This window comes from Prevotella sp. oral taxon 317 str. F0108 (assembly GCF_000162415.1).
GTDB classification, from domain to species: Bacteria; Bacteroidota; Bacteroidia; order Bacteroidales; family Bacteroidaceae; genus Prevotella; species Prevotella conceptionensis.
The window spans coordinates 959193-975255 of the sequence record NZ_GG740072.1; the positions used below are offsets into that span (position 1 = coordinate 959193).

The 16063-nt window shown below is 47.8% G+C and carries 12 protein-coding genes; 8 read left to right on the top strand and 4 right to left on the bottom strand.

The features are described from left to right. The 8 genes from HMPREF0670_RS03505 to HMPREF0670_RS03540 form a co-directional block, all read left to right on the top strand. Nucleotides 1-1144: RagB/SusD family nutrient uptake outer membrane protein (locus tag HMPREF0670_RS03505; protein ID WP_009229790.1), on the top strand; the 1144-nt coding region annotated here is incomplete at its 5' end. A gap of 9 nt (nt 1145-1153) precedes the next feature. Then, entirely contained in the window at nt 1154-2869 is a 1716-nt protein-coding gene (locus HMPREF0670_RS03510; protein ID WP_009229791.1) for a DUF4886 domain-containing protein, read from the top strand. Nucleotides 2870-3006: 137 nt separating this feature from the next. Further along, nucleotides 3007-4950 (top strand): glycoside hydrolase family 172 protein, encoded by a 1944-nt coding sequence (locus tag HMPREF0670_RS03515; protein ID WP_009229792.1) that lies wholly within the window; start codon nt 3007-3009, stop codon nt 4948-4950. 294 nt (nt 4951-5244) lie between these two features. Continuing rightward, a complete protein-coding gene (gene ftcD / locus HMPREF0670_RS03520; RefSeq protein WP_009229793.1) occupies nt 5245-6945 on the top strand; it encodes a glutamate formimidoyltransferase in 1701 nt (566 codons plus the stop codon). A gap of 119 nt (nt 6946-7064) precedes the next feature. Further along, the gene (locus HMPREF0670_RS03525) at nt 7065-9074 is read left to right on the top strand and encodes a urocanate hydratase (protein WP_009229794.1); all 2010 of its coding nucleotides are present in this window, start codon (nt 7065-7067) and stop codon (nt 9072-9074) included. 22 nt (nt 9075-9096) lie between these two features. Continuing rightward, nucleotides 9097-10572: a histidine ammonia-lyase gene (gene hutH / locus HMPREF0670_RS03530; RefSeq protein ID WP_044077663.1), complete on the top strand. Its 1476-nt coding sequence runs from the start codon at nt 9097-9099 to the stop codon at nt 10570-10572. A 6-nt stretch (nt 10573-10578) separates the two neighbouring features. After that, complete coding sequence (gene hutI / locus HMPREF0670_RS03535; protein WP_009229796.1) at nt 10579-11823, top strand: imidazolonepropionase; 1245 nt, start codon at nt 10579-10581, stop codon at nt 11821-11823. Nucleotides 11824-11991: 168 nt separating this feature from the next. Next, the gene (locus HMPREF0670_RS03540; protein ID WP_009229797.1) at nt 11992-12312 is read left to right on the top strand and encodes a TfoX/Sxy family protein; all 321 of its coding nucleotides are present in this window, start codon (nt 11992-11994) and stop codon (nt 12310-12312) included. Nucleotides 12313-12396: 84 nt separating this feature from the next. On the opposite strand, the gene HMPREF0670_RS03545 is transcribed toward HMPREF0670_RS03540, so the two are convergent. The 4 genes from HMPREF0670_RS03545 to HMPREF0670_RS03555 all read right to left on the bottom strand — a co-directional run bounded on the left by HMPREF0670_RS03545 (nt 12397) and on the right by HMPREF0670_RS03555 (nt 16040). Further along, a complete protein-coding gene (locus HMPREF0670_RS03545) occupies nt 12397-13005 on the bottom strand; it encodes a riboflavin synthase (RefSeq protein WP_009229798.1) in 609 nt (202 codons plus the stop codon). A gap of 737 nt (nt 13006-13742) precedes the next feature. After that, nucleotides 13743-14378 carry an HD domain-containing protein gene (locus tag HMPREF0670_RS03550; protein ID WP_009229799.1) on the bottom strand — a complete coding sequence of 212 codons (636 nt, stop codon included), beginning with the start codon at nt 14376-14378 and terminating at the stop codon, nt 13743-13745. 130 nt (nt 14379-14508) lie between these two features. Beyond that, nucleotides 14509-14625 (bottom strand): dehydrogenase, encoded by a 117-nt coding sequence (locus tag HMPREF0670_RS16640; RefSeq protein WP_198009269.1) that lies wholly within the window; start codon nt 14623-14625, stop codon nt 14509-14511. A gap of 17 nt (nt 14626-14642) precedes the next feature. Then, a complete protein-coding gene (locus tag HMPREF0670_RS03555; protein WP_009229800.1) occupies nt 14643-16040 on the bottom strand; it encodes a DUF4270 domain-containing protein in 1398 nt (465 codons plus the stop codon). Nucleotides 16041-16063: the final 23 nt, after the last annotated feature.

Genomic DNA, 16063 nt, shown 5'->3' on the forward strand with positions numbered 1-16063 from the left:
TCAGAACTTCTCAAAAGAAAAATGGGAACGTGCAGCCGCTGCACATGCCGAACTGATTAAGGCCGCCGAAGCAGCAGGACATAAGCTTTATTACGAGTATAACGACGACGGAACGATAGATCCCTTTATGTCTTACTACAACATGTCGCTCAAAAGGTTCTCAGACGGCAACAAAGAAATCATCTTTGGCCGTGCGCATAATAAGGATCTAGAAAATTGGCAACGGCATCATTTGCCCAAAGGCATAGGCGGAAACGGTGCACTTGGCATCACGCAAGAACTGGTAGACGCATTCTTCATGGCTAACGGAGAGATGCCCATCAGTGGCTACGGCCAAGATGGGACACCAATCATTAACGAAAACTCCGGATATACGGAGAAAGGCTTTTCGTCGGAAAACGAAATGCGACACACCAAATGGCCAGGTGGCGGACCTTCGTCTACTTACGACAACACCAACGGCAACCGCCCCGTAACCCTTCCTGGCACCTATAAGATGTATTGCAACCGAGAACCTCGCTTCTATGTCTCGGTTATCTTCAACAACGAATGGCTCAACGTTGCCAACAGGCGCGTAAACAACCTGCAAGGAGTGGGCGAAGACGCCAGCAAATCGTTCGATGCACCCTGGACGGGCTACAACGTTCGCAAGCAAGTGTCGCTCGACGTATTTCCACGAGATAACAAATATAGTTATCAACCAGGCATCTTGTATCGCCTTGCAGAAGCATACCTTGGGTATGCAGAGGCTTTGAACGAGTCGCAAGACGGTCCTAACGAAAACGTATACCACTATGTGAACCTCATCAGAGAAAGGGCTGGACTTCCCAACTTACCCCAAGGACTAAGCAAAGAGCAGATGCGGTCGGCTATCCAACAAGAGCGACGTGTGGAGTTTAACTGTGAAGGCATTCGCCTAAACGACCTTCGCCGCTGGAAATTGGCAGAGAAGTATCTCAACCACAGCTATTGGGGCATGAATAGGAATGGCACAATGGCCAGCGACGATGCCAATAACCCTAACGCCTACTATAAGCGAACGCTTTGGAAACCTCGTACCTTTACTAAAAAGATGTACTTGATGCCTATTCCCCAAAAGCAAATGGACATCAATGTGAAGCTAAGACAACCCACAGGATATTAAAAACAAGAAATGATGAAACGACATAAAACCATTTTATTGCAGGCATTGTGCCTTGCGGTAACCTTGTTTGCGGGCTGCGCAGACAAAGAAGAGGTGCGCCCGGACGTAAGCCACTATGTGCGCATTAGCCAGCCATCATTCAACTTGAATGTAGGAGAAACAACTATTATAAGGGCATTGGTTGATGCAAACGATGGGCAAAACTACAACTTAACGTGGGAAGTGGAAAACACCCAGGTGGCCCAAGTGGAACAACGAGCAGGACATGAGGGGCTGATTAAAGCGTTAGCACCAGGTAAAACCGTCGTAAAAGTTGAAACAAGCGACCATCGACTAAAATATTACGCAGACGTAAATGTGGCCGAAGGCGAAGCTCCAATGCGCTTGTTAACCATTGGATGCGGACGAGCAATTGATGCTAACTCACAATTACTTAGCCAAATGGCAACAACCACAGGCAAGAAACTCGTGATTTGCAACCTCTCCATTCCACAAGCCAGCTTCAAAACACACTTAAACAATATTAAGCAAGAAACAAACAGCTATGCTTATCAACGTGTTTCAGTAGACGGAAACTCCAACACACAAAAGGACCAAGACCTACGAAAGGTAATTGAAGAAGAGAATTGGGACTTCATCGCACTGGAAGAGGCTACCGAAATGGCGGGAATGGCCAATGGATACCAGACGTTTCTGCCCCAATTGGCACAAGCAATCAAATCTTTGGCTACCAATCCTAACGTCAAGGTATTGTTACATCAAACCTGGGCCTACGCCAAAACTGCACGTAATCCCACCTTTGCATCTTATGGCAACGACCAAAAGAAAATGTTTGACAGCATAACCAATGCCGTAATGCAGGGGAAACCGCATGTCGACATGGTGATACCAACAGGAACTGCCATACAAAACGGGCGAACTTCCTACCTTGGCGATAAAGTATTAAAAGACGATATCGACCTTGACCCCATCACAGGACGTTATATCGCTGCCTTGTCTTGGTACGAAACGCTATTCTCTACAGATGTTTCTGCATTGAGCTACCTCAACCCCTCACTCTCACAATACGATAACAAGCTAGCTAAGACAGCGGCCCACGCTGCGGCAACCAACTTACAAGAGGTGACGGAGCTTTCCGAGTTCAAAGAGAAAGGACCTAACGAGTTCGTGTTGAAGTGCCCAATCTATATCGATTTCGGGCCTATTGAGACACCCGCCCCCTTTAACAACTACAAACATAACTACGATGCACCCCTAGCCAACTTGCTAGACTCGGCAGGAAACAGCACGTATTTCAACTTTGCGGTTACCACACACTTCTCTAAACCAGAGGAAAATATGGTTCGCCGAGAGTTGACCAACAACCTAGGACTGCCCAAAACGGCATGTATTGACATGTTCTGGTGCGACGGCAAAAAGCTTCCAAAAGGTGCTTTCAAGCTATCCTATCTCAACAAGGGCATGAAATACACCTTCTACTTCTATGGCTCGATCAACGACCGCAAAACTTGCACGAAATATAAGGTAATCGGAAAGAACGAGGGGGAAGCCGAACTAGTGAACGATTTCAACACAGACAAGATGGCCGTTGTTTCTGGAATAGAACCCAAAGACGACGGAACAATAGACATCGAACTTTCAATGGGCTCAACCAACACGCATTGGGCTGGGTTCTTCGGAATAAATGCCATGATTATCACTCCCGAAGGGTATCGCCTAAGATAAGAACCCTTTTAGCAAACATTACTCCATCGCTCCTTCCTATTTATAAGAAAGGGCGATGGGGGATGTTCGTTCGCAAACACACTTTGCGAGAAATAGCCATCAACAAGTTAAATCATTAAAAACAAAAGCAACACTTCATGATAAAGATAAGAACAGCAATACTGGCCTTAGTGGCAATTATCCCCACACTTGAAGCATGGTCGCAAAGACCCTACCAGTGGACGGACGAGTTACATTCGCTCAAACGAATAGACCTCCTTCCTGAGTATCGGACGGGTACTTATATAGAAAGCTTTTCGAGTTATGACCGAAAGCACGGCAACGATGACGGGTTTGATGGTACATATTCCTATCTCCGCAAGGAAAACGGGAAACTTGTCATCGCAGAAATGAATGGTCCTGGCGTTATCGAACGCATTTGGACACCCACTCCTAACGACAATATGCTGTACTTTTATTTTGATGGACAAAAGAAGCCAAGCTTATCAATAAAGTTCTCCGACTTATTTTCTGGAAAGGTTTTTCCTTTTATCAAGCCCATCTGCGGTAACGAAATAGGTGGTTATTACTGCTATATACCCATCACCTATGCCAAGTCGTGCAAGATATTATACGATGGTCAAAAGTTGGAATTCATTCAAGTGGAATACCGCAAACTAGATGGAATGAAGGTGGAAACCTTCAATCCACAAGCAAATTCAAAAGCAGAATTGGAACAGATTCGCTCTGTTGAAAACCTCTGGACGGCCTCTTCCTACTCTCCCAACCTCTTTGCCATGGGTGCTTCGGCGGATTTTAAAACAGAAGAACGTACCGTCACCATTCAACCCGGTGAGACAAAACCCTTCTTCGAGAGCAACCAAGGAGGTAGAATAGTTGGCTTTGAGATTGATGCTGGGACCGCTTTCGAAGGCGAGAACAAAGACGTTATCTTGTCGGCGAAATGGGACGACGAGGTATTAGAAGCCATCTATGCACCACTAGCCGACTTCTTCGGTTACGCTTTCGGTAAGCCTGCCATGCGTAGCCTATTAGCTGGCAGACAGCAAACCGCCAACTACTGCTATCTACCCATGCCATACGACAACTCTGCCAAGCTAAGTTTAGTTTATAAAAAACGTAACAGCCAACAATCGCCCATCACAGCGCGCATAAAGGTACACTTTACTAGTAACAAACGTAATCCTCAAAAGGAAGGAAAGCTCTACTGCACGTGGCGGAACGAGATAACGCCACTAGGCAAATATCATACTCTCCTTGAAACAGAGGGCAAGGGTCATTACGTAGGCACGATTCTCTCGGCACAAGGACTTCGACCAGGAATGACGCTATTCTTTGAAGGAGACGACAGCACTTACGTAGACGGAAAGATGAGAATACATGGGACAGGGTCAGAAGATTACTTTAATGGAGGATGGTACGCCCAACTAGACCGGTGGGACCGAGGCGTTAGTCTGCCCTTACATGGTTCGCTCGACTACTCGCTACCGATGGCCCGAACGGGCGGATACCGATGGTTCCTCAACGATAAGATGCCTTTCGAACGTCATATTTATCATGGCATGGAGCACGGCCCGCAAAACAACGACTTCCCCGTAAACTACACTTCGTTGGCTTTCTACTATTCCAACACCCCGACTAGCAAACGCATGGTACCCACAGAAGAAGCCCGAACAGTTTACTCACCTACGAAGCACATTTATTTCCCCCAACAATTCAACATCACGTTGGGACAGGGTGTTGTTTGCGTGTTCGGAAAAGGCTTGGCCATTGACACACCTAGCGATGGTATTGTTAAGCTGTCGTTAGACGATGTGCCAGAAGGCAAATACAGATTACTGCTCAACTACAAGTCGAACAGTCATGGAGCTGACGTACAGATATGGCAGAGACAAAACCTTATTGCCGATTGGTTCTCAACAAAAGGTGACAAGAATGAAGAGAAACGTGAAGTACACGTTGGCGACATAGACCTTACACGACAAACCAACAGCGTTACATTCCGTATAAGGAAAAACGGCAATGCCAATAAATTAGAATTGATGCTCGTTACACTTGAACGCATAAACGAACCCAAATAAGTAACAACCAAACAAAGAATGGTCGCCTGATTAACGCTTTTCAACACATATCAATTTGAATATGTCACTGCGTATTGCGAAACAAAACGATTAGCTGAAGACAAAATACAAGGCAGAACGACACGCCTTAGGCTAACATAACAACAATTAGAAAAGTGCGGCTGCATGCAGTCGCACTTTTTTTAGGCAAATAAATGCCCGAAAAAGGCACGCATTAGTAAATTAATTCATATATTTGTGCTAGTCTTACAAAATACCGATATTGATACTAACGTTTAACAGATACATTCTAACATGAACAATGTAAAGCAACTTGTAGAGTGTGTGCCTAATTTCAGCGAAGGCCGCAACATGGAAATCATTAACCAGATAACCAGTGTTATCAAAGAGGTTAAAGGTGTTAAACTGCTCGATGTCGACCCAGGAGAGGCCACCAACAGAACGGTGGTAACCTTTGTGGGTTGCCCCGACGTGGTGGTTGAGGCCGCATTCTTGGCCGTGAAGAAAGCAGGTGAACTGATTGACATGCGCCAACATCACGGCGCACACCCACGAATGGGTGCCACAGACGTGCTGCCACTCATCCCCGTGGCTGGAATAACGCTCGAAGAATGTGCCGAATTGGCACGCAAGTTGGCCAAACGCATCGCCGACGAACTGCAAATTCCTTGCTATTGCTACGAGGCTGCTGCCTTCACACCTGAAAGACAAAATCTTGCCGTATGTCGACAAGGCGAATACGAAGCACTCGCCGAGAAACTTACTACCGAAGGAAAGCAACCCGACTTTGGCGCACGCCCTGTTGACGAACGTGTTCAACGTACAGGCATTACCGCTGTTGGTGCACGTAATTTCCTCATCGCAACCAACTTTAACCTGAACACCACCTCCACACGTCGCGCCAATGCCATCGCTTTCGACGTGCGAGAGAAAGGTAGACCCGTTCGTGAAGGAAACCCTATAACAGGAAAAATCAAGAAAGACGAGAACGGAAAAACCATCAATCAGCCAGGAACGCTTAAAGCAACAAAGGCAATTGGGTGGTTTATAGACGAGTACGGCATCGCCCAAGTGTCGATGAACATTACCAATATCGATGTTACCCCACTCCACGTTGCTTTCGATGAAGTGTGCCGTTGCGCACAAAATCGTGGAGTAAGGGTTACAGGAACAGAGATTGTTGGCCTTATTCCCAAACGTACGCTTATCGAGGCTGGCCGTTATTTCTTGGAAAAACAAAATCGTTCTACGGGCATTCCCGAAGAAGATGTTATCAAGATTGCCGTTAAGTCAATGGGACTTGACGACCTCAAACCCTTCAATCCGCACGAAAAAGTGATTGAGTACCTTTGCGAAGAAGAAGGCAATAAAAAGCTGGTAGACCTCACCGTTGAGGGCTTTGCCAAAGAAACCTCGCGCGAATCGCCTGCTCCTGGCGGCGGTACCATCTCTGCTTACATGGGCGTTTTGGGTGCTGCTTTGGGTGCAATGGTTGCCAACCTTTCTAGTCATAAGCCCGGATGGGACGATCGCTGGGAAGAGTTTAGCCATTGGGCAGACAAAGGACAGGAGATGATGCGCAACTTGTTGCACCTTGTAGACGAAGACACGGAGGCCTTCAACCGCATTATGGCAGCCTTCGGACTACCCAAGAAGACCGATGCCGACAAGCAAGCGCGTACCGATGCCATACAAGCCGCCACGCTTTATGCCGCACAAGTGCCGTTGCAAACGATGAAAGAGTCGTTCCACGTGTTCGAGTTGTGCAAGGCTATGGCCGAAACGGGCAACCCCAACAGCGTGTCCGACGCTGGTGTTGGTGCCTTGGCAGCTCGCGCTGCCGTACTGGGAGCTGGCATGAACGTGAAGATTAATGCCAGTTCGCTTATCGACAAAGAAGTGAGCAACAAACTGATTGCCGAGGCAAACAACCTTATTGCAAAGGCCAATGCTGCCGAAACGGAGATTGTTGCCATCGTAGAATCAAAACTATAATGCGTTTGCAGGTGGGCTTTTTGCCTGCCTGCATTTCGCCTTTATGCGCTAAACAGTGCGCAAGGTGTAACCGCTACACCTTATATATAAATAGGTAAGAATAAAACTAACCAACCACTATGACCCTTCAAGAATTTCAAGCAGACCTCTGTGGAGGTATTCCCCACGTGCTGCCCGAACCACAAGCTTACGACAATAGCGTAAGTCATGCCCCCAAAAGAAAGGACATCCTTTCGGCAGAAGAAAAGAAACTGGCACTAAGAAACGCATTGCGCTACTTCCCCAAAGAACTACATGCACAGCTTTTGCCCGAATTTACGCAAGAGTTGAAAGACTATGGCCGCATTTACATGTATAGGCTACGTCCGCGTTATGCCATGCACGCTCGCCCCATAAGCGATTATCCACACCATAGCACGCAGGCAGCAGCTATCATGATGATGATACAAAACAACCTCGACCCTGCCGTGGCGCAACATCCACACGAGCTTATCACTTACGGAGGTAATGGCGCCGTATTCCAAAACTGGGCGCAATATCGACTCACCATGCAGTATCTTAGCGAGATGACCGACGAGCAAACGCTCGTAATGTATAGCGGACATCCCTTAGGTTTGTTCCCCTCGCACCCTAACGCACCACGCGTTGTGGTAACAAACGGCATGGTTATCCCCAACTATTCTAAGCCCGACGATTGGGAAAGGTTCAATGCGCTGGGCGTAAGTCAATACGGACAAATGACCGCTGGCAGTTACATGTACATCGGTCCGCAGGGTATCGTGCACGGAACAACCATCACCGTGCTTAACGCAGCCCGCAAAGTGTTCGGCAAAGAGAAAGACCACAAGATGCCACTCTTTGTGTCATCAGGTCTTGGTGGCATGTCTGGTGCTCAACCAAAGGCAGGAAACATCGCCGGCGTAGTAAGTGTTGTGGCCGAGATTAATCCTCATGCGGCAGAGAAACGCCATGCGCAAGGATGGGTAGACGAACTGCATGACAACCTCGACGAACTGATTTCTGCCGTTAAGAAAGCTGTGGAAGAACGCCGCGTGGTTTCTATGGCATACGTTGGCAACGTGGTTGACCTTTGGGAACGCCTTGCAAAAGATAACGTGCAGGTAGACTTAGGTAGCGATCAAACTTCTTTGCACAATCCCTATGCTGGCGGATACTATCCCGTTGGCATGTCGCTTGAAGAGTCGAACAGAATGATGGCCGAAGACCCAGATACATTTAAAGAGCGCGTTTTCGACTCGCTCCGCCGACAAGTGGCAGCCATTAACAAGCTAACGGCGCAAGGCATGTACTTCTTCGACTATGGTAATGCCTTCCTATTGATGTCTAGCCGTGCAGGAGCCGACATCATGAAAGATGCCCAACACTTCCGCTATCCCTCGTACGTGCAAGACATCATGGGACCAATGTTCTTCGATTACGGCTTTGGACCATTCAGATGGGCCTGCACTTCGTGCTTGCCCGCCGACCTCGAACTAACCGACCAACTTGCAACCGAGGTGTTAACCGAACTGATGGACAAGGCAACCGACGACATACACGGACAGTTGGCCGACAACCTACATTGGATTCGTGAGGCCGGACGCAACAAATTGGTTGTTGGTTCTCAAGCGCGCATCCTCTATGCCGACTCCGAAGGACGCATACGCATAGCCTTGGCGTTCAACAAGGCCATACGCGAAGGACGCATTAGCGCACCCATCGTATTGGGGCGCGACCATCATGACGTTTCGGGAACCGACTCGCCATTCCGCGAAACAAGTAACATCTACGACGGGTCACAATTCTGTGCCGACATGGCCGTACAGAATGTTATCGGCGACTCGTTCCGCGGTGCCACATGGGTAAGCCTTCACAATGGTGGCGGCGTTGGCTGGGGCGAAGTTATCAATGGCGGTTTCGGCATGGTACTTGATGGTAGCGAGGCCTGCGACCAACGCATCAGGCAGATGCTTTTCTGGGATGTCAACAATGGCATAAGCCGTCGTTCGTGGGCAAGAAACAAAGGCTCGATGGACGCTATCAGCCGCGAAATGGAGCGCACCCCCCACTTCAAGGTAACGTTGCCCAACCTCGTTGACGACGAATTGATTGACAACATTCATTTTTAAACCCCATATCACGACCAACATCATGACACATCAAATCTCTGCCGACCATCTAACGATTGAGAAAATCGGCGAAATTATTTATAACAACTACAAAATAGAACTAAGCGACGATGCACGCAAGCGCATCATTAAAAGTCGCGAATACCTCGATGCACGCATTGCCAAGGAAGAAAATCCCATCTATGGCGTAACAACCGGTTTCGGTTCGCTGTGCAACGTGTCGATTAGCAAAGACCAATTGTCGCAATTGCAAGTCAATCTTATCAAGTCGCACGCATGCGGAGTGGGCGAACGTCTGCCCAACGACATTATTAAGATGATGCTTTTGCTTAAAGTTCAGTCGTTAAGCTATGGTTTCTCTGGCTGCAAACTCGATACCGTTGAACGACTCGTCGACATGTTCAACAACAACATCTACCCCGTAATACTCGAACAAGGTTCGCTAGGTGCATCGGGCGACCTCGTTCCCCTAGCCCACATGAGCCTTCCTTTGGTAGGCCTAGGCGAAGTGGAGATGAACGGCGAAGTTGTTTCGGGAGAAGAAATGAACCGCCGAATGAATTGGAAACCCATCGAGTTAGCCAGCAAAGAAGGACTTGCACTGCTCAACGGTACGCAGAACATGAGCGCACAAGCTGTTTGGGCCTTGCTTAACGCACAGCGTTTGAGCGAATGGGCCGACGTTATCGCCGCCATGTCGCTCGATGCTTTCGATGGTCGCATCGAGCCTTTCACCCACGCGGTGCACGCAGTACGTCCCCATCAGGGACAAATTGAAACGGCTGCACGTTTCCGCCAACTGCTCGAAGGCAGCCAACTCATCGCGCGCCCCAAGCAACACGTGCAAGACCCCTACTCTTTCCGTTGCGTGCCACAAGTTCATGGCACAGTGAAAGACACCTTGCGCTACGTCTATTCGGTGATAGACACCGAGATAAATTCGGCTACCGACAACCCCACTGTTTGTCCCGACGAAGACCTTATTATCTCGGCCGGCAATTTCCACGGCGAACCCATCGCCCTGCCTATGGACTATCTCTCCATTGCCATGAGCGAATTGGCCAACATCAGCGAACGCCGCATTTATCGTTTGGTATCGGGTTTGCGCGACTTACCTAGTTTCCTTGTGGCCAAACCAGGCCTTAGCAGCGGCTTTATGATTGCCCAATACACGGCCGCCTCGGTGGTAAGTCTTAACAAGTCGTACGCAGTTCCGTCGTCTATCGACAACATTCCCTCGTGCCAAGACCAAGAGGACCTTGTTAGTATGGGTGCCAATGCAGCCATTAAGCTACGCAAGGTGGTGGCCAATACCGAGCGCGTGCTGGCTATCGAACTGTTCAATGCAGCCCAAGCGCTCGACTTCCGTCGCCCGCTTGTGTCTTCTCCCGAACTGATGAAGGTACACGAGGCCTATCGAAAGGTTGTTCCATTCATTGATGTAGACGTGGTGATGTACCCCCACATCGAAGAGTCCATCCAGTTCTTACGCAAATAAAAGCCGATGGCAACCACGTTAATCTATAACATAGCGACCCTTGGCGGCATCGACCGCAAGGGTCGCTTGCGCCTGCAAGGCAGCGAAATGGCGCAGTTCGAAGCGTTAGACAACGCCTATTTGCTAATAAAAGATGGCAGAATAGCCGACTTCGGTTCGATGGAAAGCTTACCACAGCTTGCAGCCGACGTGAAAAGAGTAGACGCCGAGGGTGGAACGGTGATGCCATCGTTCTGCGATTCGCATACGCACATTGTCAATGCAGGCAGCAGAGAAAATGAATTTGTCGACAAAATCAACGGCTTGTCGTATGCCGAAATTGCCAAACGTGGCGGTGGCATACTCAACAGTGCCGACAAACTGCACGAAATGAGCGAAGACGAGCTGTTTGAACAATCGATGAAACGTGTTCGCGAAGTGATGCTCAAAGGCACGGGCTGTGTGGAAATAAAGAGCGGATACGGCCTAAACACCGAAGACGAACTGAAAATGCTCCGCGTTATACGCCGTATCAAACAAACCTCGCCACTTAAAGTGGTATCGAATTTCCTTGGTGCACATGCTGTGGGCAGGGCGTATGCAGGCCGACAAAGTGCTTATGTAGACCTCGTGGTGAACGAAATGATACCCGCCGTGGCAGCAGAAGGGCTTGCGGACTTTGTAGACGTGTTCTGCGACGAGGGCTTTTTCACGCCCGAAGAGACGGGGCGCATACTGCAAGCCGGTGCCGAACATGGCATGCGTGGCAAGATACACGGACAAGAACTGGCACCAAGTGGCGGTGTAGAGGTGGCACTTAAACACAATGCCCTATCCGTTGACCATTTGGAGAGCATGACCGACGAAGACATTGCCATGATGATTGGCACAGAAACGTCGCCTACGGCGTTGCCTGGCACTTCATTCTTCCTTAACATTCCCTTCGCACCCGTGCGCAAAATGATTAGTGCCGGCCTTGGTCCTGCCATCGCAAGCGACTATAATCCGGGGTCAACACCATCGGGCGACATGAAGTTTGTTGTGTCTTTGGCTTGCATCAAGATGCGACTACTACCCGAAGAGGCGCTCAATGCGGCCACCATCAACGGTGCATACGCTATGGGGCTAAGTGCCGATTATGGCTCAATAGCCATTGGCAAGGTGGCAAACTTCTACATCACCCACCCCATTCCCGCTATTGCCTTCATTCCCTACGCCTATACCACGCCCGTTATTCGCGAGGTATATCTCAACGGTGAAAGGCAAAACTGACGAACAATACAGCGGAGAAAACGTTCAGATTGACGTGTTGACAAGTGACTACAATATAAAGCGGAGTACTCTGAGTTCTTAATTAGGGGCATCCTCTCTTTAACTTGTCAACACGTCAGCTGGTATATAAGGCATCATCACTCACAATAACTAAAAACAAAACCACACATGGCTTGTACCACAGACTTTGTTCAGTACGTTGTAGACCAATGCGCTACGGCAGGAGAAATAACGGTTAAGAAGATGTTTGGCGAATATGGTATCTATTGCAACGGCAAAATCTTCGGTCTATTGTGCGATGATTGCCTTTACATCAAGCCCACCGAGGCAGGCAAAAAGAAACTTAAATCCATTGATTTACGCCCTCCATATCCAGGAGCAAAAGACTACTTTTACATTGCCGACCTTGAAGATCACGAGGTTTTAGCAGAAATTGTAAGGGAAACGTACAAAGAATTGCCCGAACCCAAGCCCCGAAACAAAAAATAACAATAGCTGTTTCAGGGCTTGAACACGGGCATAAATCGTGAAGTGATGTACGATAACGGCTCAATGTGAGCCGTAAATGCAAGCTTATTTGTTTGAAAGGCTTTGCATGCGGGCGATGTATTTGCCCAAGATGTCAAACTCTAAGTTCACCACCGCCCCAACTTTAATGTCGCAAAAGTTGGTGTTTTCTCGCGTGTAAGGTATGATGGCCACCTTAAACGTGCATTCGGTGGGACTAACCACCGTAAGCGACACGCCATTAACAGTAACCGAACCTTTGTCTACCGTGAAATATCCGCGCCCCACTTGTTCGGGATTGAAAGCATATTCGAACGTAAAATAGGTTGAGCCTTCCGCGTCTTCCATCGCTATACATGTTGCAGTCGTGTCCACATGTCCCTGCACAATGTGTCCGTCTAGTCGGCCGTTCATTTTCATTGAGCGTTCAATGTTCACCTTGTCGCCCACCTGCAACAGTCCGAGGTTCGACTTAATCAAGGTTTCTTTCATAGCCGTAACTGTGTAGTTGTCGCCATCAAGTTCAACAACCGTTAGGCAAACACCATTATGCGCAACGCTTTGGTCTATCTTCAACTCGTTGGTGAAGGTAGACTTAAACGTAAAGTCGATATTCTCTTCATATCGTTTCATGGCCACAAGCGTGGCCATCTCTTCTACAATGCCTGAAAACATAATGCAACATCTTTAATTTGTAATTGTATAATGCAAATCACGAACTTCTAAAAAAATAGGCAGGAAGAAACTCCTGCCTAATATAAAAAAGGGTCGTACCGATGATGTGATGAAAACTCTGAGCTATACATGATTTGAGAGTTCCCCGCCTTTGTAATCCACCGGCTTTACAGCTAACCCGAAGGTCGTGGCCCGCCATTAGCAAAAGAATTCTTCTCGGTTTTCGATTTTATTTTGAAGAGTACCCCAATCAAATCGATACAACCCCCATATCTGTCTCTTTTTGCTGTGCAAAGGTAAGCGTTTTCAGCGATATTACCAAATAATCGTTGGGCAATTTACCACCTAAAAAATGGCAAAATATACATAGCGTTACCTAGCAAAGAGTTGGTAGGTTGGCTACAAACCCTTTTGTAGTGTCGCTACAACTGGCTCGTAGTGTCAGTACAACTTGCTTGTAGCGTTGGTACAACTTACTTGTAGCGTTGGTACAACTTACTTGTAGTGTGACTACAAGCCATTTTGTAGCGAAACAACTTGAAGAAATTCGCCCTAACAAAGTATGAAAAATAGGGTTAGAAAACATATGAAACCTGTGTGTTAGAAACCTTAACGATGTAAGCCCACCATTGCTTTTCACAGGTAATTCATTATTACATCGACCACAGCACATTGGCGTATAGCAAACAAGGAATAACATTTTAGGCTGTTTTTAGAACTAGCCTTAACATCATTTCTCAATGTGTTTCTTCTTCAAATAGGCGGTCGAACCATTGCCGCAACAATACTTTGCTGGGCAGTATATTTCGTATATCGTTGAGATATTGTTCGTTTATCGAACCAGGAATCCACAACTTGATATAACCCGAAGTTGAATATTTGTCGGTGAGATGCCGCTGAAAGCGTTCCCATTGTTCTTCCCTGCTCAACTCTGGATAATTGGTTAGCCCGTATTGCACCGTACGCCTGAACACCATTTCAGGCTCTAAATCTCTATCGGCCTCGGCAGTAATCTTGCCATACACACTTCGTGGCGAGCGCGAACTAGATGCGCGATGGTCTTCAACGGCCTCTTTCAGCGTTACTATTTGGTCCTTGCTGAACCACTTTCGGAGGCGTTGGTCGGCCATTAGTATCTTTCCGCTAGTAATATGGTGTATGGCCCGTGGACCTTCGAGCCCTAAATCGTGATAGGCAGCAGCCACATAAGCCATGTTAACATCGGCTCCAATCTTCTCGGCCAACACCAACGCACGCTTAATTACGCGGATAACATGTGCCATGTTATGGGCGCGGTCGAACTGATTGTAACGTGGAAGTATGTTTCGTTCTACAAACTCCATCAAGTCTAGTTGTACAGACGATACTGCCATGAGGGTTTCTTGTATTAAATGATAAACGTAAAAAGGAGGAAACGCTTATTTCGGTCCTCCTTTTTACGTAGGCATGTTTCCTAAGCGGGTGTTATGTTGCGCGCCCTGTTTTTGAAATGTTAGCCTCTGTTTATGTTTTCTTCCTGTTGCCAGGCAAGTTTACGGGGTAGCGTTGTTGGCTTTTCAACCATTTCTTTTTCCGCTCCTCGTACTCTTGGTTCTTGTTCTCAATATAATTGTCGGCCATCGCTTAGCAGCTTTGGGTTATTGCACCTTGGTGTAAATCACGCTAAGCTTGATGGGACTACCCTGCACACCAGTGCCTTTAAGCAATTTGGTGCTGGTTAGCGACATGTTGTGCACAATTTTCGTGATTACCGTTTCCTTGCCACCCGATTGGTTTTGACGGGTAACTGTGGTTACCGTTACAGGCACAATCACCAGTTTATCCCAATTGGGTTTGGTGCGATCGGCTTTCCTCATCACGTTTATTACGTTGGCAATATTGTCGAACGTGTAGGTATTTGCCACAAGCGAAGCCAAGAACGACGTCTTGTTGTCCATCAATATGTCTTGCTTAAAGAAACTATCTACACTATCTACGGGCAACAGTAGCACGTTTGTGGCGGCATCAAGTGCGTTCTTGCTCTGCGTGGAGTTATTGGCACGAGGCATCATTAACTTCACTTGGTTGATGTTCTCGCCGTCGTGCCCTTGCGTCAGCTTGTCTACGGGGATAGTAAGTTGCGTGAAAAAGCCTGCTGGCGTTTTCAGATAAGTGTACTTGCTGTCGCTAAGCAATGCGGCGTTGTCTGCCGTATTGGTTATCTTCGTATATTGCAGAACCTCTTCTGTCCCTGCAAACGACACCCAAGTGGTAGAATCCTTGCCCTTTATCTTCGAACGATAGAACACATTGAGCAAACAACCTTCTACATGCGCCATTGCACCTAGTCCACTTTTATACTTGAAGTAGAAGCCAGGGAGAACCTTATTGAGGAAGGTGTACGTGTTTTTGAAGTATTCGGGATGTTTGTCGTAGGTTTGCAACAAGTACGTACCGAAGTTCTTATAAGGCGTCCCGTCTTTAGCCACATATTGTTCGTTCATGCGGATAAGAATGCCTTTTGTTTTACCAGCAGCTGAGGTAAGTGTGTAGCTCACATCCTTGTTGATGGCGTTTGAGGTGCGTAGGTAGCCACCAGCCTCGACGTCGAAGTTGGTATAAAAGGCTCTTTTCTCCAACATGGGTTTCTCCATCTCGCGCATGTTGAGGGTAGTCACCACAGTAGAGTCGCCGTACGACTTGTCAAAAGGCAAGAACAATTCGCACGAGTCGGCGTAAATCTCATTGCCTTGCTTGCTAACGATGCTGTCTTTAACTGGCAAACCAAGGTTGGCCAAGCTGTGCAACTGAATCATTGCGTCGCCCGTAATGTACGAACCTGTTTCTGGGTCGCGCACTTTTCCAAGGTAAGCGATGGTGTTTTTAGACAACAACGAGTCTACGGCCACGGTGTTACTGGCTACCGGAAACGAGTCGGTGGCCACTACAAAGCTGCCTTCCTTGATGAGCGAGCCGCCCAACGTGTCGGTGTTATCGTCGCAACCTACAATGGCTAGTGCCATGCAGGCGATAGGGATAATTGCTTTTAACTTCATGTTCGTTCAGTGTATAGAATGGG

Coding starts and splice junctions, on each gene's coding strand:
- HMPREF0670_RS03510 (WP_009229791.1), top strand. CDS start 1,154: ATGATGAAACGACATAAAACCATTTTATTGCAGGCATTGTGCCTTGCG.
- HMPREF0670_RS03515 (WP_009229792.1), top strand. CDS start 3,007: ATGATAAAGATAAGAACAGCAATACTGGCCTTAGTGGCAATTATCCCC.
- ftcD (WP_009229793.1), top strand. CDS start 5,245: ATGAACAATGTAAAGCAACTTGTAGAGTGTGTGCCTAATTTCAGCGAA.
- HMPREF0670_RS03525 (WP_009229794.1), top strand. CDS start 7,065: ATGACCCTTCAAGAATTTCAAGCAGACCTCTGTGGAGGTATTCCCCAC.
- hutH (WP_044077663.1), top strand. CDS start 9,097: ATGACACATCAAATCTCTGCCGACCATCTAACGATTGAGAAAATCGGC.
- hutI (WP_009229796.1), top strand. CDS start 10,579: ATGGCAACCACGTTAATCTATAACATAGCGACCCTTGGCGGCATCGAC.
- HMPREF0670_RS03540 (WP_009229797.1), top strand. CDS start 11,992: ATGGCTTGTACCACAGACTTTGTTCAGTACGTTGTAGACCAATGCGCT.
- HMPREF0670_RS03545 (WP_009229798.1), bottom strand. CDS start 13,005: ATGTTTTCAGGCATTGTAGAAGAGATGGCCACGCTTGTGGCCATGAAA.
- HMPREF0670_RS03550 (WP_009229799.1), bottom strand. CDS start 14,378: ATGGCAGTATCGTCTGTACAACTAGACTTGATGGAGTTTGTAGAACGA.
- HMPREF0670_RS16640 (WP_198009269.1), bottom strand. CDS start 14,625: ATGGCCGACAATTATATTGAGAACAAGAACCAAGAGTACGAGGAGCGG.
- HMPREF0670_RS03555 (WP_009229800.1), bottom strand. CDS start 16,040: ATGAAGTTAAAAGCAATTATCCCTATCGCCTGCATGGCACTAGCCATT.